The following is a 17,020-nucleotide window of genomic DNA, read 5'->3' as shown; positions in this document are numbered from 1 at the left end:
CCACCTGATTTTTTGCATATCAAAGGAAGCGCCAGAGATGCATTTTCGCGCGATAACCCGAATCGTTGGACTGCTGGTCATTTTATTTTCGGGGACCATGATCCTGCCGGGATTAGTGGCCCTGATATACCGCGATGGCGCGGGACGGGCGTTTACCCAGACCTTTTTTGTCGCGCTGGCGATTGGTTCTCTATTATGGTGGCCGAACCGCCGTGAAAAGGGGGAGCTGAAATCCCGCGAAGGTTTTCTGATCGTTGTGCTCTTCTGGACCGTGCTGGGCAGCGTCGGTGCGCTACCGTTTATTTTTGCCGAGCAGCCGAACCTGACCATCACCGATGCGTTCTTTGAATCCTTCTCAGGCCTGACCACCACCGGGGCAACCACGCTGGTGGGGCTGGATTCGTTACCTCACGCTATTTTGTTCTATCGCCAGATGCTGCAGTGGTTTGGCGGTATGGGGATCATTGTACTGGCGGTCGCGATACTGCCGATACTGGGCGTCGGGGGAATGCAGTTGTATCGGGCAGAAATGCCCGGGCCGCTAAAAGACAATAAAATGCGTCCCCGTATTGCCGAAACGGCAAAAACCCTGTGGCTCATCTATGTCCTGTTAACCGTGGCCTGCGCGCTGGCGTTATGGTTTGCGGGGATGCCGGCATTTGACGCCATCGGCCATAGCTTTGCGACTATCGCGATCGGCGGTTTTTCTACTCATGATGCTAGCGTGGGGTATTTTAACAGCCCGACCATCAACACGATTATCGCGATTTTCCTGCTGATTTCCGGCTGTAACTACGGTCTGCACTTTTCGTTGCTGAGCGGACGCAGCCTGAGGGTGTACTGGCGTGACCCTGAATTCCGCATGTTTATTGGCGTCCAGTTGACGCTGGTGGTGATCTGCACGCTGGTGCTCTGGCTGCATGACGTCTACAGCTCGGCACTGACCACGGTCAATCAGGCCTTTTTCCAGGTGGTGTCGATGGCTACCACCGCGGGCTTTACCACCGATAGCATCGCCCGATGGCCGCTGTTCCTTCCGGTCCTGTTATTGTGCTCGGCATTTATCGGCGGCTGCGCCGGTTCGACGGGCGGCGGTCTGAAAGTGATTCGTATCCTGCTGCTGTTTAAACAGGGGAACCGCGAACTTAAACGGCTGGTGCACCCAAATGCGGTATACAGCATTAAGTTAGGCAACCGTGCACTACCTGAACGTATTCTGGAAGCGGTATGGGGATTCTTCTCCGCCTATGCGCTGGTCTTTATTATCAGTATGCTGGCTATCATCGCGACCGGCGTGGATGACTTCTCTGCTTTTGCCTCGGTCGTGGCGACGCTTAATAACCTGGGACCAGGGCTTGGCGTGGTAGCGGATAACTTCGCGACAATGAACCCGGTCGCGAAATGGATCTTGATTGCTAATATGCTGTTTGGTCGTCTGGAAGTGTTCACCTTACTGGTGCTCTTTACCCCCACTTTCTGGCGCGAATAACAGGAGTGCTTGTGAAAACGTTGATTCTATTTTCCACCCGTGACGGGCAGACCCGCGAAATTGCCTCCTTTCTGGCGTCTGAACTGAAAGAGCTGGGCGTTGATTCAGATACGGTTAATCTAAACCGTACCCTGGACGTCGAATGGCAGCATTACGATCGCGTGGTGATTGGCGCGTCGATTCGCTACGGGCACTTTCATCCGGCGGTGGACCGCTTTGTGAAGAAACACCTTTCGTCGTTGCAGGCACGGCCCGGCGCATTTTTCTCGGTGAACCTGGTGGCACGTAAACCAGAGAAGCGCACGCCACAAACGAACAGCTATACGCGCAAGTTCCTGCTCAACTCGCCGTGGCAGCCGCAGCGTAGCGCGGTGTTCGCCGGCGCGCTGCGTTATCCGCGTTATCGCTGGTACGACCGCTTTATGATTCGCCTGATTATGAAGATGACCGGCGGTGAAACGGATACTAGTAAAGAAGTGGTGTATACCGACTGGAAGCAGGTAGCCAATTTTGCGCGGGAAATCGCACAAATGACGCGCAAATAGCGCGTAAAATCGGCGTCATGGCGGGAATTTGAGCGGTTGAAAAGTTTTTTTAAAACAGGGCTTGTCAACGTCTCAGAACTCCCTATAATGCGCCTCCACTGACACGGAACAACGGCAAGCAAGCCGCCGGGTCAGCAGGGTTTCTCCGGAAATTCTGACAGAGAAAAGCGAAAACAAATGCTTGACTCTGAATGAGGAAAACGTATTATACGGGACCTCGCAACGGTGAGCGAAAGCCGCGTTGCACTGCTCTTTAACAATTTATCAGACAATCTGTGTGGGCACTCAAAGTGACATGGATTCTTAACGTCCTCGGACGAAAAATGAATACCAAGTCTCTGAGTGAACATACGTAATTCATTACGAAGTTTAATTCACGAGCATCAAACTTAAATTGAAGAGTTTGATCATGGCTCAGATTGAACGCTGGCGGCAGGCCTAACACATGCAAGTCGAGCGGTAGCACAGAGAGCTTGCTCTCGGGTGACGAGCGGCGGACGGGTGAGTAATGTCTGGGAAACTGCCTGATGGAGGGGGATAACTACTGGAAACGGTAGCTAATACCGCATAACGTCGCAAGACCAAAGTGGGGGACCTTCGGGCCTCATGCCATCAGATGTGCCCAGATGGGATTAGCTAGTAGGTGGGGTAATGGCTCACCTAGGCGACGATCCCTAGCTGGTCTGAGAGGATGACCAGCCACACTGGAACTGAGACACGGTCCAGACTCCTACGGGAGGCAGCAGTGGGGAATATTGCACAATGGGCGCAAGCCTGATGCAGCCATGCCGCGTGTATGAAGAAGGCCTTCGGGTTGTAAAGTACTTTCAGCGAGGAGGAAGGCATTAAGGTTAATAACCTTAGTGATTGACGTTACTCGCAGAAGAAGCACCGGCTAACTCCGTGCCAGCAGCCGCGGTAATACGGAGGGTGCAAGCGTTAATCGGAATTACTGGGCGTAAAGCGCACGCAGGCGGTCTGTTAAGTCAGATGTGAAATCCCCGGGCTCAACCTGGGAACTGCATTTGAAACTGGCAGGCTTGAGTCTTGTAGAGGGGTGTAGAATTCCAGGTGTAGCGGTGAAATGCGTAGAGATCTGGAGGAATACCGGTGGCGAAGGCGGCCCCCTGGACAAAGACTGACGCTCAGGTGCGAAAGCGTGGGGAGCAAACAGGATTAGATACCCTGGTAGTCCACGCTGTAAACGATGTCGACTTGGAGGTTGTTCCCTTGAGGAGTGGCTTCCGGAGCTAACGCGTTAAGTCGACCGCCTGGGGAGTACGGCCGCAAGGTTAAAACTCAAATGAATTGACGGGGGCCCGCACAAGCGGTGGAGCATGTGGTTTAATTCGATGCAACGCGAAGAACCTTACCTACTCTTGACATCCAGAGAACTTAGCAGAGATGCTTTGGTGCCTTCGGGAACTCTGAGACAGGTGCTGCATGGCTGTCGTCAGCTCGTGTTGTGAAATGTTGGGTTAAGTCCCGCAACGAGCGCAACCCTTATCCTTTGTTGCCAGCGGTTCGGCCGGGAACTCAAAGGAGACTGCCAGTGATAAACTGGAGGAAGGTGGGGATGACGTCAAGTCATCATGGCCCTTACGAGTAGGGCTACACACGTGCTACAATGGCATATACAAAGAGAAGCGACCTCGCGAGAGCAAGCGGACCTCATAAAGTATGTCGTAGTCCGGATTGGAGTCTGCAACTCGACTCCATGAAGTCGGAATCGCTAGTAATCGTAGATCAGAATGCTACGGTGAATACGTTCCCGGGCCTTGTACACACCGCCCGTCACACCATGGGAGTGGGTTGCAAAAGAAGTAGGTAGCTTAACCTTCGGGAGGGCGCTTACCACTTTGTGATTCATGACTGGGGTGAAGTCGTAACAAGGTAACCGTAGGGGAACCTGCGGTTGGATCACCTCCTTACCTGAAAGAACCTGCCTTTGTAGTGTCCACACAGATTGTCTGATGAAAAATAAGCAGTAAAACATCTCTGCAGGCTTGTAGCTCAGGTGGTTAGAGCGCACCCCTGATAAGGGTGAGGTCGGTGGTTCAAGTCCACTCAGGCCTACCAAATTCGCTACCGTGCTGCGTTATGGCGACGCTCGCATACTTCAGTATGCTTCGTGTCACCACGCCTTGCCCGATATCGAATTACGGTAAACAGAGATGGCAATTACGATGGGGTTATAGCTCAGCTGGGAGAGCGCCTGCCTTGCACGCAGGAGGTCTGCGGTTCGATCCCGCATAGCTCCACCATCCTTTACTGCGATTAACAAGAAAACTTCAGAGTGTACCTGAAAAGGTATGCTGCGAAGTTTTGCTCTTTAAAAATCTGGATCAAGCTGAAAATTGAAACGACACACTGTTTCCTTTCTCCGTAATAAGAAAGGAAAAATGGTGTGTTCGAGTCTCTCAAATTTTCGCAATGCGGACTGTTTTACGAAACAGCTTCGGGTTGTGAGGTTAAGCGACTAAGCGTACACGGTGGATGCCCTGGCAGTCAGAGGCGATGAAGGACGTGCTAATCTGCGATAAGCGTCGGTAAGGTGATATGAACCGTTATAACCGGCGATTTCCGAATGGGGAAACCCAGTGTGTTTCGACACACTATCGTTAAGTGAATACATAGCTTAACGAAGCGAACCGGGGGAACTGAAACATCTAAGTACCCCGAGGAAAAGAAATCAACCGAGATTCCCCCAGTAGCGGCGAGCGAACGGGGAGGAGCCCAGAGTCTGAATCAGCGCGTGTGTTAGTGGAACGGTCTGGAAAGTCCGGCGGTACAGGGTGATAGCCCCGTACACTAAAATGCACACGTTGTGAACTCGAAGAGTAGGGCGGGACACGTGGTATCCTGTCTGAATATGGGGGGACCATCCTCCAAGGCTAAATACTCCTGACTGACCGATAGTGAACCAGTACCGTGAGGGAAAGGCGAAAAGAACCCCGGCGAGGGGAGTGAAAAAGAACCTGAAACCGTGTACGTACAAGCAGTGGGAGCCTACTTGTTAGGTGACTGCGTACCTTTTGTATAATGGGTCAGCGACTTATATTCTGTAGCAAGGTTAACCGTATAGGGGAGCCGCAGGGAAACCGAGTCTTAACTGGGCGTTAAGTTGCAGGGTATAGACCCGAAACCCGGTGATCTAGCCATGGGCAGGTTGAAGGTTGGGTAACACTAACTGGAGGACCGAACCGACTAATGTTGAAAAATTAGCGGATGACTTGTGGCTGGGGTGAAAGGCCAATCAAACCGGGAGATAGCTGGTTCTCCCCGAAAGCTATTTAGGTAGCGCCTCGTGAACTCATCTTCGGGGGTAGAGCACTGTTTCGGCTAGGGGGTCATCCCGACTTACCAACCCGATGCAAACTACGAATACCGAAGAATGTTATCACGGGAGACACACGGCGGGTGCTAACGTCCGTCGTGAAGAGGGAAACAACCCAGACCGCCAGCTAAGGTCCCAAAGTCACAGTTAAGTGGGAAACGATGTGGGAAGGCACAGACAGCCAGGATGTTGGCTTAGAAGCAGCCATCATTTAAAGAAAGCGTAATAGCTCACTGGTCGAGTCGGCCTGCGCGGAAGATGTAACGGGGCTAAACTGTGCACCGAAGCTGCGGCAGCGACACTATGTGTTGTTGGGTAGGGGAGCGTTCTGTAAGCCGTTGAAGGTGGCCTGTGAGGGTTGCTGGAGGTATCAGAAGTGCGAATGCTGACATAAGTAACGATAAAGCGGGTGAAAAGCCCGCTCGCCGGAAGACCAAGGGTTCCTGTCCAACGTTAATCGGGGCAGGGTGAGTCGACCCCTAAGGCGAGGCCGAAAGGCGTAGTCGATGGGAAACAGGTTAATATTCCTGTACTCGGTGTTACTGCGAAGGGGGGACGGAGAAGGCTATGTTAGCCGGGCGACGGTTGTCCCGGTTTAAGCATGTAGGCGGGAAGTTTAGGTAAATCCGGACTTCTGTTAACGCTGAGGTGTGATGACGAGGCACTACGGTGCTGAAGTAACAAATGCCCTGCTTCCAGGAAAAGCCTCTAAGCATCAGGTAACATCAAATCGTACCCCAAACCGACACAGGTGGTCAGGTAGAGAATACCAAGGCGCTTGAGAGAACTCGGGTGAAGGAACTAGGCAAAATGGTGCCGTAACTTCGGGAGAAGGCACGCTGATGGTAAGTGAAGCGACTTGCTCGTGGAGCTGAAATCAGTCGAAGATACCAGCTGGCTGCAACTGTTTATTAAAAACACAGCACTGTGCAAACACGAAAGTGGACGTATACGGTGTGACGCCTGCCCGGTGCCGGAAGGTTAATTGATGGGGTTATCCGTAAGGAGAAGCTCTTGATCGAAGCCCCGGTAAACGGCGGCCGTAACTATAACGGTCCTAAGGTAGCGAAATTCCTTGTCGGGTAAGTTCCGACCTGCACGAATGGCGTAATGATGGCCAGGCTGTCTCCACCCGAGACTCAGTGAAATTGAACTCGCTGTGAAGATGCAGTGTACCCGCGGCAAGACGGAAAGACCCCGTGAACCTTTACTATAGCTTGACACTGAACATTGAGCCTTGATGTGTAGGATAGGTGGGAGGCTTTGAAGCGTGGACGCCAGTCTGCGTGGAGCCAACCTTGAAATACCACCCTTTAATGTTTGATGTTCTAACGTAGACCCGTAATCCGGGTTGCGGACAGTGTCTGGTGGGTAGTTTGACTGGGGCGGTCTCCTCCCAAAGAGTAACGGAGGAGCACGAAGGTTAGCTAATCCTGGTCGGACATCAGGAGGTTAGTGCAATGGCATAAGCTAGCTTGACTGCGAGCGTGACGGCGCGAGCAGGTGCGAAAGCAGGTCATAGTGATCCGGTGGTTCTGAATGGAAGGGCCATCGCTCAACGGATAAAAGGTACTCCGGGGATAACAGGCTGATACCGCCCAAGAGTTCATATCGACGGCGGTGTTTGGCACCTCGATGTCGGCTCATCACATCCTGGGGCTGAAGTAGGTCCCAAGGGTACGGCTGTTCGCCGTTTAAAGTGGTACGCGAGCTGGGTTTAGAACGTCGTGAGACAGTTCGGTCCCTATCTGCCGTGGGCGCTGGAGAATTGAGGGGGGCTGCTCCTAGTACGAGAGGACCGGAGTGGACGCATCACTGGTGTTCGGGTTGTCATGCCAATGGCATTGCCCGGTAGCTAAATGCGGAAAAGATAAGTGCTGAAAGCATCTAAGCACGAAACTTGCCCCGAGATGAGTTCTCCCTGACTCCTTGAGAGTCCTGAAGGAACGTTGAAGACTACGACGTTGATAGGTCGGGTGTGTAAGCGTAGCGATACGTTGAGCTAACCGATACTAATGAACCGTGAGGCTTAACCTTACAACGCCAAAGCTGTTTTGGTGATTAGAGAGAAGATTTTCAGCCTGATACAGATTAGTCAATATGTCTTTAAGACGTGTTGATAACAGAATTTGCCTGGCGGCGATAGCGCGGTGGTCCCACCTGACCCCATGCCGAACTCAGAAGTGAAACGCCGTAGCGCCGATGGTAGTGTGGGGTCTCCCCATGTGAGAGTAGGGAACTGCCAGGCATCAAATAAAGCAAAGGGCTCAGTCGAAAGACTGGGCCTTTTGTTTTTGTCTGCGATTTAGCCGGGAAAGGTGTTTCCGGGCCATCAGACAGCTCAGAAGCCCATCCTGACGGATGGACTTTTTGCGTTTTAGCTTTATGTTTAGCCTTATGGCGTCACAAAACAACACCGCATCGCACGACACCCATCCCGCCGCATTCAAACAAGCCTTCCCACAGCAGATACGGTAAACTAGTCCGGATTTTGCATCAGGAAGCCACTATGAATCATTCTCTCAAACCCTGGAACACCTTTGGCATCGACCGTACAGCCAAAGTCATTGTACGTGCTGATAATGAACAGCAGCTATTGTCTGCCTGGCAGAGAGCCACAGCAGAAGATCAGCCCGTTTTGATCCTCGGTGAAGGGAGCAATGTGCTGTTCCTGAAGGATTATGCCGGTACGGTTATTATTAACCGCATCATGGGGATTGAGGTCACGGAAACACCTGAAGCCTGGCTCTTGCACGTTGGTTCCGGGGAAAACTGGCACCAACTGGTACAGTTTACGCTGGAGAATGACATGCCGGGCCTGGAAAACCTTGCCTTGATTCCTGGCTGCGCAGGGTCTTCCCCAATCCAGAATATCGGCGCGTATGGCGTTGAACTCCAACGTGTTTGTCATTATGTCGATTGTATCGAGCTGGCGAGCGGCCGTAAGCAACGTCTTTCCGCCAGCGAGTGCCGTTTTGGCTATCGTGACAGCATCTTCAAGCATGAGTATCAGGATCGCTATGCCATTGTTGCGGTGGGACTTCGTCTGTCCAGAACCTGGCATCCGGTATTAACGTACGGTGACCTGACTCGCCTGGACCCACAGACCGTGACGCCACGTCAGGTATTTGATGCCATTTGCCATATGCGCATGACAAAACTTCCAGATCCGAAAGTAAACGGCAATGCCGGCAGCTTCTTTAAGAACCCTGTTATCAGCGCGGAGCAAAGCCAGGCGCTGCTGGCAGCGTTCCCAAATGCGCCACATTACCCACAGGCGGATGGCAGTATGAAACTGGCCGCGGGCTGGCTAATCGATCAATGCCAGCTTAAAGGGAAAACCATCGGCGGAGCTGCGGTGCATCGCCAGCAGGCGCTGGTCTTAATCAATGACAAAGATGCAACCAGCGATGATGTTGTTCAGCTGGCCCACTACGTACGCCAGCAGGTCGGCGAGAGATTCAATGTCTGGCTACAGCCGGAAGTCCGTTTTATTGGCACTACCGGCGAAGTGAATGCCGAGGAGACCATTGCGTGAGAGATAATACAATCCCCCTGACATTGATATCCATTTTAGCCGATGGCGAGTTTCATTCCGGAGAGCAACTGGGCGAACGTCTGGGAATGAGCCGGGCGGCCATCAATAAACATATTCAGACATTGCGTGACTGGGGCGTTGATGTCTTTACCGTCCCTGGCAAGGGTTACAGTTTGCCGGAGCCTATCCAGTTATTAGATGAAGACAGCATTGCTGCACAGATCGAACATGGCCGGGTAACGGTTCTTCCGGTCATTGATTCGACGAACCAGTATTTGCTCGATCGCCTCAACGAACTGCAATCCGGGGATGCGTGCGTCGCCGAGTATCAGCAGGCGGGGCGTGGCCGCCGAGGGCGGAAGTGGTTCTCACCCTTTGGGGCAAATCTTTATCTTTCGATGTACTGGCGCCTGGAGCAGGGGCCTGCCGCGGCTATTGGCCTGAGTCTGGTCATCGGTATTGTTATTGCCGAAGTTCTCCAGAGCCTGGGGGCAGATAAAGTTCGCGTGAAGTGGCCTAACGATCTCTACCTGCAGGATCGTAAACTGTCGGGTATTCTGGTCGAACTGACGGGAAAAACTGGCGATGCGGCGCAGATCGTGAGCGGAGCAGGGATCAATCTGGCCATGCGCCGCGTTGAGTCTGACGTGGTGAATCAGGGCTGGATCAGCCTGCAGGAAGCCGGGGTATCTATCGATCGTAACACCCTGGCCGCACGGCTGATCAAAGAACTGCGTGCCGGCCTGCAGCTGTTCGAGCAGGATGGTCTGGCTCCTTATCTTGCGCGTTGGGAAAAACTGGATAATTTCCTCAATCGGCCGGTAAAGCTTATTATTGGTGATAAAGAAATCTTTGGGATTTCGCGCGGTATCGATACTCAAGGGGCATTGTTGCTTGAGCAGGATGGCGTTATCAAGCCATGGGTCGGCGGTGAAATATCGCTGCGTAGCGCAGAATAAACCAAATAAAAAGGGAGCCTGAGCTCCCTTTTTATTATGTACCTGATTACTTCCGCAGTCGGACCTGATCGACCGAATGGTTCGCGCTTTTGGTCATGATTAAACTAGCGCGCTCTCGGGTTGGAAGTATATTTTCTTTAAGATTCAACAGATTAATTTCATTCCATAATGAGGTAGCAATATTCACAGCCTCATCTTTGGAAAGCTTCGCATAATTATGGAAATAAGAATCCGGATCGGTGAATGCCCCTTCACGGAATTTTAAGAAGCGGTTGATATACCATGTTTTCAACAGTTCTTCTGGCGCATCGACATATATAGAGAAATCAACGAAGTCAGAAACGAATACATGGTGCGGGTCATGGGGATAATCCATGCCACTCTGTAAGACATTCAACCCTTCAAGAATCAATATATCTGGTTGCGCCACTGTCTTATCGCCTTCAGGAATCACATCATAAATAAGATGGGAATAAACCGGGGCGGTAGCGGTCGGTAAGCCAGATTTCAAATCAGAAACAAATTTCACCAGCCGATGCATGTCGTAGGATTGCGGGAAGCCTTTCTTCTTCATCAATCCGCGCTCTTTCAGTACGGCGTTCGGATGTAAGAAGCCATCAGTCGTAATCAATTCAACATGACGATGTTCCGGCCAGCGGCTAAGCAGCGCCTGTAATACGCGTGCGGTCGTGCTTTTACCTACCGCAACGCTTCCGGCAATACTGATGATATACGGGATGCGCTGACCATTAGTACCGAGGAATTGCTCCAGCACGGCCTGACGGCGCAGGTTGGAACTGATATAGAAATTAAGCAAACGCGACAGCGGCAAATAGATCTCTGCAACTTCTTCAAGGGAAAGATCTTCGTTGATGCCTTTTAACCGCGTGATTTCTTCCTCTGTCAGCGTCATCGGAACGGAATCACGAAGTGCAGCCCATTGGTTGCGGTTAAATTGTAGATAAGGTGTCATTAACGTCTGCTCTTTTTTGCTCATAAGCATGTTCTTAGCATCGCCAAATCAGAAGTTGCGAGGGATGCTTCACACAAGTTAATCAGGACAATGGGCAGGAGGGTAACACCAGATTGCGAGGAATAATAAGAAAAAAACTCATCGAATGATGCTTTCTAATGCAGACATCACAAGAGCGGGGTGTGTTGCTCATTATGCGTCACTCGCCTGCAGCAATGTAGTCCCTGTTCGTCTGAAAGCGCATAGAGAGGATGGCGCGCGCAGACGCTGGTCAGGATATAAGTGGGTTTTGGCTGTCGGGAGACGATAAGAAACACCATCGTCCGGCCAGGGAATACCTTTGCTGGCATAAATAGCGAGGATGACTGGACGTTTTAATGCGAAGGGATGCCGGTTTTTTGTACGTCATTGATTGAAATTACACCGTTTTTCCACGTTTGAGCACAAAATATGAGCGATGGAACATTTTATGCAATTTTTTAGTTGCATGAATGCGTATGTCTCCCTAAAATGCGCGCTACTTGATGCCGACTTAGCTCAGTAGGTAGAGCAACTGACTTGTAATCAGTAGGTCACCAGTTCGATTCCGGTAGTCGGCACCATCAAGTGCCTGGTGGGGTTCCCGAGCGGCCAAAGGGAGCAGACTGTAAATCTGCCGTCATCGACTTCGAAGGTTCGAATCCTTCCCCCACCACCATCTTTCGGCAACGCTTTGCGGAGCCAGAGTTGCTTGGTTAAACTAAACAACTCAAACAAGAAAAAGAGAGAACTCTCTTTTTTTTGTTATAGAAAGAACTGGGTAGCCGAGTTTCAGGATGCGGGCATCGTATAATGGCTATTACCTCAGCCTTCCAAGCTGATGATGCGGGTTCGATTCCCGCTGCCCGCTCCAGACGTGCTGATATGGCTCAGTTGGTAGAGCGCACCCTTGGTAAGGGTGAGGTCCCCAGTTCGACTCTGGGTATCAGCACCACTTCTTTATCTCTCCTTCCCTGTTTCTCTCTGTTTATTGCATTCAACAAGTCGGGCATGTTGCCCGGTTGATGTGGTGATATCACCGATTTATCCGTGTCTTAGAGGGACAATCGATGTCTAAAGAAAAGTTTGAACGTACAAAACCGCACGTTAACGTCGGTACTATCGGCCACGTTGACCATGGTAAAACAACGCTGACTGCTGCAATCACTACCGTTCTGGCTAAAACCTACGGTGGTTCTGCTCGTGCATTCGACCAGATCGATAACGCACCAGAAGAAAAAGCTCGTGGTATCACCATCAACACTTCCCACGTTGAATATGACACCCCGACTCGCCACTACGCACACGTAGACTGCCCGGGCCACGCCGACTATGTTAAAAACATGATCACCGGTGCTGCGCAGATGGACGGCGCGATCCTGGTTGTTGCTGCGACTGACGGCCCGATGCCGCAGACTCGTGAGCACATCCTGCTGGGTCGTCAGGTAGGCGTTCCTTACATCATCGTGTTCCTGAACAAATGCGACATGGTTGATGACGAAGAGCTGCTGGAACTGGTTGAGATGGAAGTGCGTGAGCTGCTGTCTCAGTACGACTTCCCGGGCGACGACACTCCGATCATCCGTGGTTCTGCTCTGAAAGCGCTGGAAGGCGACGCAGAGTGGGAAGCTAAGATCGTTGAGCTGGCTGGCTACCTGGATTCTTACATCCCGGAACCAGAGCGTGCGATTGACAAGCCGTTCCTGCTGCCGATCGAAGACGTATTCTCCATCTCCGGCCGTGGTACTGTTGTTACCGGTCGTGTAGAGCGCGGTATCGTTAAAGTTGGCGAAGAAGTTGAAATCGTTGGTATCAAAGAGACTGCTAAGTCTACCTGTACTGGCGTAGAAATGTTCCGCAAACTGCTGGACGAAGGCCGTGCTGGTGAGAACGTTGGTGTTCTGCTGCGTGGTATCAAACGTGAAGAAATCGAACGTGGTCAGGTACTGGCTAAGCCGGGTTCCATCAAGCCGCACACCAAATTCGAATCTGAAGTGTACATCCTGTCCAAAGATGAAGGCGGCCGTCATACTCCGTTCTTCAAAGGCTACCGTCCGCAGTTCTACTTCCGTACAACTGACGTGACTGGTACCATCGAACTGCCGGAAGGCGTAGAGATGGTAATGCCGGGCGACAACATCAAAATGGTTGTTACCCTGATTCACCCGATCGCGATGGACGATGGTCTGCGTTTCGCAATCCGTGAAGGCGGCCGTACCGTTGGCGCTGGCGTGGTAGCAAAAGTTCTCGGCTAATCGCTGATAACATTTGACGCAATGCGCAATAAAAGGGCATCATTTGATGCCCTTTTTGTACGCTTTCGAACCAGAACCTGGCTCATCAGTGATTTTTTTTGCCATAATCATTGCTGAGACAGGCTCTGTAGAGGGCGTTGAGTCCGAAACGCAACAGAGCATTTCGGTTTGGTTGCCTCGCTCTCGCGGGGCAAAATTATTTGTCTGAATTCTTGTGACAGGTTGGTTTATGAGTGCGAATACCGAAGCTCAAGGGAGCGGGCGCGGCCTGGAAACGATGAAGTGGCTGATCGTTGCTGCGCTGCTGATTGTGGCCATCGTAGGCAACTTCCTTTATCGTGACATTATGCTAGCACTGCGTGCGCTGGCCGTAGTGGTTCTGATCGCTGCTGCCGGTGGCGTCGCGCTGTTAACCACTAAAGGTAAGGCGACCGTGGCGTTTGCCCGTGAAGCGAGAACCGAAGTCCGCAAGGTTATCTGGCCAACTCGCCAGGAAACGCTGCACACCACGCTGATTGTTGCTGCGGTTACTGCGGTAATGTCACTGATCCTGTGGGGGCTGGATGGTATTCTGGTTCGCCTGGTATCCTTTATCACTGGCCTGAGGTTCTGAGATGTCTGAAGCTCCTAAAAAACGTTGGTACGTCGTTCAGGCGTTTTCCGGTTTTGAAGGTCGCGTAGCTACCTCGTTGCGTGAACATATCAAATTACACAATATGGAAGAGCTGTTTGGCGAAGTCATGGTACCGACCGAAGAAGTGGTCGAGATCCGTGGTGGCCAGCGCCGCAAAAGCGAGCGCAAATTCTTCCCGGGTTATGTTCTGGTCCAGATGGTCATGAACGACGCAAGCTGGCACCTGGTGCGTAGCGTGCCACGCGTGATGGGCTTTATCGGCGGTACTTCTGACCGTCCGGCACCGATCAGCGATAAAGAAGTTGACGCTATCATGAACCGCCTGCAGCAGGTTGGCGATAAGCCGCGTCCTAAAACGCTGTTCGAGCCGGGTGAAATGGTTCGTGTTAGCGATGGTCCGTTCGCTGACTTCAACGGTGTTGTTGAAGAAGTTGACTACGAGAAGTCCCGTCTGAAGGTTTCTGTATCTATCTTTGGCCGTGCAACTCCGGTTGAACTGGACTTCGCTCAGGTAGAGAAAGCCTAACCGGCGATCAAAAAAGCAGCGATTTAATCGTTGCATGAGGCGCGAAATTGACATACAATTTCGCGCCTTTTGTTTTTATGGGCCATGGGTTCATAAAACGATATTGATAACGGGGAGCCTTTTCTGAAGGCGTTATACCCAAACGAGGAAATTTAAATGGCTAAGAAAGTACAAGCCTACGTCAAGCTGCAGGTTGCAGCTGGTATGGCAAACCCGAGCCCGCCGGTTGGTCCAGCACTGGGTCAGCAGGGTGTGAACATCATGGAATTCTGTAAAGCGTTCAACGCCAAAACTGAATCCCTGGAAAAAGGTCTGCCGATCCCGGTTGTTATTACCGTTTACGCTGACCGTTCCTTTACCTTTGTTACCAAGACCCCGCCGGCTGCTGTTCTGCTGAAGAAAGCTGCAGGCATCAAGTCTGGTTCCGGTAAGCCGAACAAAGATAAAGTTGGTAAAATTTCCCGCGCTCAGCTGCAGGAAATCGCGCAGACCAAAGCTGCCGACATGACTGGTTCCGACATTGAAGCGATGACTCGCTCCATCGAAGGTACTGCACGTTCCATGGGCCTGGTAGTGGAGGACTAAGAAATGGCTAAACTGACCAAGCGTATGCGCGTGATCCGTGACAAAGTTGATGCAACTAAACAGTACGACATCAACGAAGCTATTGCTCTGCTGAAAGAGCTGGCCACTGCTAAATTTACTGAAAGCGTAGACGTAGCCGTTAACCTCGGCATCGACGCTCGTAAATCTGACCAGAACGTCCGTGGCGCGACTGTACTGCCGCACGGTACTGGCCGTTCCGTTCGCGTAGCCGTATTTGCCCAGGGCCCGAACGCTGAAGCTGCTAAAGCTGCAGGCGCCGAGCTGGTAGGTATGGAAGATCTGGCTGACCAGATCAAAAAAGGCGAAATGAACTTTGACGTTGTTATTGCTTCCCCGGATGCAATGCGCGTTGTTGGCCAGCTGGGCCAGGTTCTGGGTCCGCGTGGCCTGATGCCAAACCCGAAAGTTGGTACTGTAACTCCGAACGTTGCTGAAGCAGTTAAGAATGCTAAAGCAGGTCAGGTTCGTTATCGTAACGACAAAAACGGCATCATCCACACTACCATCGGTAAAGTGGACTTTGACGCTGACAAACTGAAAGAAAACCTGGAATCTCTGCTGGTTGCGCTGAAAAAAGCTAAACCGACTCAGGCGAAAGGCGTGTACATCAAGAAAGTCAGCCTCTCCACCACCATGGGTGCTGGTGTTGCCGTTGATCAGGCTGGTCTGAGCGCGTCTGCGAACTAAGATTAGCTTTACGTGGGTGGTGGTTTTGTCTACAATACTACCCCCATGTTTCTGCTAACTTCGGTTAGACAGAGAAAAACAGATTTGTTCGTTGGAGCCTGGCCTATCCAGGCCTCCGTCGAAGACCGCAGGTGTTTCGTCAGAAACTTAATCCCCTGCGTAGACGGTGACAGAACGCTAAGATTATTTTTGGATACTCTGGCTTGTTTCTGCTCACCGTATTAAGACGCTCTACTCGTTGAGTAGGGTGAAGTGAGTTCCAGAGCATGAGCTCTGGCAAACATCCAGGAGCAAAGCTAATGGCTTTAAATCTTCAAGACAAACAAGCGATTGTTGCTGAAGTCAGCGAAGTAGCCAAAGGCGCGCTGTCTGCAGTAGTTGCGGATTCCCGCGGCGTAACTGTAGATAAAATGACTGAACTGCGTAAAGCAGGTCGTGAAGCTGGCGTTTACATGCGTGTTGTTCGTAACACCCTGCTGCGCCGCGTCGTTGAAGGTACTCCTTTCGAGTGCCTGAAAGACACGTTTGTTGGTCCGACCCTGATTGCATACTCTATGGAACACCCGGGCGCTGCTGCTCGTCTGTTCAAAGAGTTCGCGAAAGCGAATGCAAAATTTGAGGTCAAAGCTGCAGCCTTTGAAGGTGAGCTGATCCCGGCGTCGCAAATCGACCGCCTGGCAACTCTGCCGACCTACGAAGAAGCAATTGCACGCCTGATGGCAACCATGAAAGAAGCTTCGGCTGGCAAACTGGTTCGCACTCTGGCTGCTGTACGCGATGCGAAAGAAGCTGCTTAATCGCAGTTATCTTTATAAAACGCTCGCTTACGTATAAACTTATTCTGATATTCAGGAACAATTTAAATGTCTATCACTAAAGATCAAATCATTGAAGCAGTATCCGCTATGTCCGTAATGGACGTTGTTGAGCTGATCTCTGCAATGGAAGAAAAATTCGGTGTTTCCGCTGCTGCTGCTGTAGCTGTAGCTGCTGGCCCGGCTGAAGCTGCTGAAGAAAAAACTGAATTCGACGTAATTCTGAAAGCTGCTGGCGCTAACAAAGTTGCTGTAATCAAAGCAGTACGTAGCGCAACTGGCCTGGGTCTGAAAGAAGCTAAAGACCTGGTAGAATCTGCACCTGCTGCCCTGAAAGAAGGCATCAGCAAAGATGACGCAGAAGCACTGAAAAAATCTCTGGAAGAAGCTGGCGCTGAAGTTGAAGTTAAATAAGCCAACCTTTCCGGTTGCAGCTTGAGTAATCAAGCTGATGGCTGGTGACTATTTAGTCACCAGCCTTTTTGCGCTGTAAGGCGCCAGTAGCATTTCACACTGTTTGACTGCTGGTTGTCCTGACAATGCATGTTTCTATCGACGACTTAATATACTGCGACAGGGTGCTCGCTCTGTGTAAATCGCGACGAAATGGTTTAAGCGTGATAGCAACAGGTATTGCG

Annotated in this window: 12 protein-coding genes, 6 tRNA genes and 3 rRNA genes; 20 read left to right on the top strand and 1 reads right to left on the bottom strand. The window is 51.5% G+C overall.

The features are described from left to right. Positions 1-37: 37 nt before the first annotated feature. The 9 genes from trkH (at position 38) to birA (ending at position 9,868) form a co-directional block, all read left to right on the top strand. Positions 38-1,489, top strand: coding sequence for a Trk system potassium transporter TrkH (gene trkH, locus HF679_RS17310; RefSeq protein ID WP_123758070.1), 1,452 nt, complete (start codon positions 38-40; stop codon positions 1,487-1,489). Positions 1,490-1,500: 11 nt separating this feature from the next. Further along, positions 1,501-2,034, top strand: coding sequence for a menaquinone-dependent protoporphyrinogen IX dehydrogenase (gene hemG, locus HF679_RS17305; RefSeq protein ID WP_123758069.1), 534 nt, complete (start codon positions 1,501-1,503; stop codon positions 2,032-2,034). A gap of 391 nt (positions 2,035-2,425) precedes the next feature. Beyond that, positions 2,426-3,965: ribosomal RNA gene (locus tag HF679_RS17300) — 16S ribosomal RNA — on the top strand. A gap of 71 nt (positions 3,966-4,036) precedes the next feature. Then, positions 4,037-4,113: transfer RNA gene (locus tag HF679_RS17295), tRNA-Ile, on the top strand. Between the two features lie 109 nt (positions 4,114-4,222). Continuing rightward, positions 4,223-4,298: transfer RNA gene (locus HF679_RS17290), tRNA-Ala, on the top strand. A 205-nt stretch (positions 4,299-4,503) separates the two neighbouring features. Continuing rightward, a 23S ribosomal RNA gene (locus HF679_RS17285) occupies positions 4,504-7,408 on the top strand. 95 nt (positions 7,409-7,503) lie between these two features. Next, positions 7,504-7,619: ribosomal RNA gene (rrf, locus tag HF679_RS17280) — 5S ribosomal RNA — on the top strand. Together the 16S, 23S and 5S rRNA genes with 2 tRNA genes alongside form the textbook arrangement of a ribosomal RNA operon. A 261-nt stretch (positions 7,620-7,880) precedes the next feature. Further along, positions 7,881-8,909: a UDP-N-acetylmuramate dehydrogenase gene (murB, locus tag HF679_RS17275; protein ID WP_123753641.1), complete on the top strand. Its 1,029-nt coding sequence runs from the start codon at positions 7,881-7,883 to the stop codon at positions 8,907-8,909. Then, a complete protein-coding gene (gene birA / locus HF679_RS17270) occupies positions 8,906-9,868 on the top strand; it encodes a bifunctional biotin--[acetyl-CoA-carboxylase] ligase/biotin operon repressor BirA (protein WP_123753640.1) in 963 nt (320 codons plus the stop codon). Before murB ends, birA begins: the two co-directional genes overlap by 4 nt. Before the next feature lie 46 nt (positions 9,869-9,914). Here birA and coaA read toward each other — a convergent pair whose 3' ends face one another. Then, positions 9,915-10,865, bottom strand: a complete 951-nt coding sequence (gene coaA, locus HF679_RS17265; RefSeq protein WP_123753639.1) for a type I pantothenate kinase — start codon at positions 10,863-10,865, stop codon at positions 9,915-9,917. A 502-nt stretch (positions 10,866-11,367) separates the two neighbouring features. Here coaA and HF679_RS17260 point away from each other — a divergent pair. The 11 genes from HF679_RS17260 to rplL all read left to right on the top strand — a co-directional run bounded on the left by HF679_RS17260 (position 11,368) and on the right by rplL (position 16,796). Beyond that, positions 11,368-11,443 (top strand) — tRNA-Thr (locus HF679_RS17260). 10 nt (positions 11,444-11,453) lie between these two features. Further along, a tRNA-Tyr gene (locus tag HF679_RS17255) sits at positions 11,454-11,538 on the top strand. 120 nt (positions 11,539-11,658) lie between these two features. Next, positions 11,659-11,733: transfer RNA gene (locus HF679_RS17250), tRNA-Gly, on the top strand. A 5-nt stretch (positions 11,734-11,738) separates the two neighbouring features. Further along, positions 11,739-11,814 (top strand) — tRNA-Thr (locus HF679_RS17245). 115 nt (positions 11,815-11,929) lie between these two features. Next, complete coding sequence (gene tuf / locus HF679_RS17240) at positions 11,930-13,114, top strand: elongation factor Tu (RefSeq protein ID WP_187042249.1); 1,185 nt, start codon at positions 11,930-11,932, stop codon at positions 13,112-13,114. Positions 13,115-13,343: 229 nt separating this feature from the next. Continuing rightward, the gene (gene secE / locus HF679_RS17235; RefSeq protein WP_123758148.1) at positions 13,344-13,727 is read left to right on the top strand and encodes a preprotein translocase subunit SecE; all 384 of its coding nucleotides are present in this window, start codon (positions 13,344-13,346) and stop codon (positions 13,725-13,727) included. Position 13,728: 1 nt separating this feature from the next. Next, positions 13,729-14,274 carry a transcription termination/antitermination protein NusG gene (nusG, locus tag HF679_RS17230; protein WP_002438628.1) on the top strand — a complete coding sequence of 182 codons (546 nt, stop codon included), beginning with the start codon at positions 13,729-13,731 and terminating at the stop codon, positions 14,272-14,274. Positions 14,275-14,430: 156 nt separating this feature from the next. Beyond that, positions 14,431-14,859: a 50S ribosomal protein L11 gene (rplK, locus tag HF679_RS17225; RefSeq protein ID WP_004097640.1), complete on the top strand. Its 429-nt coding sequence runs from the start codon at positions 14,431-14,433 to the stop codon at positions 14,857-14,859. Between the two features lie 3 nt (positions 14,860-14,862). Further along, positions 14,863-15,567, top strand: a complete 705-nt coding sequence (gene rplA, locus HF679_RS17220; RefSeq protein WP_123758149.1) for a 50S ribosomal protein L1 — start codon at positions 14,863-14,865, stop codon at positions 15,565-15,567. Between the two features lie 299 nt (positions 15,568-15,866). Further along, positions 15,867-16,364, top strand: a complete 498-nt coding sequence (rplJ, locus tag HF679_RS17215) for a 50S ribosomal protein L10 (RefSeq protein WP_004097644.1) — start codon at positions 15,867-15,869, stop codon at positions 16,362-16,364. A 66-nt stretch (positions 16,365-16,430) separates the two neighbouring features. Then, positions 16,431-16,796 (top strand): 50S ribosomal protein L7/L12, encoded by a 366-nt coding sequence (gene rplL / locus HF679_RS17210; RefSeq protein ID WP_004118416.1) that lies wholly within the window; start codon positions 16,431-16,433, stop codon positions 16,794-16,796. Positions 16,797-17,020: the final 224 nt, after the last annotated feature.

The organism is Enterobacter sp. JUb54, assembly GCF_014298075.1.
GTDB lineage: Bacteria > Pseudomonadota > Gammaproteobacteria > Enterobacterales > Enterobacteriaceae > Klebsiella > Klebsiella lignicola.
The sequence above is the reverse complement of the archived record's forward strand: the minus strand, read 5'-3'. Positions and strand labels throughout refer to the sequence as shown.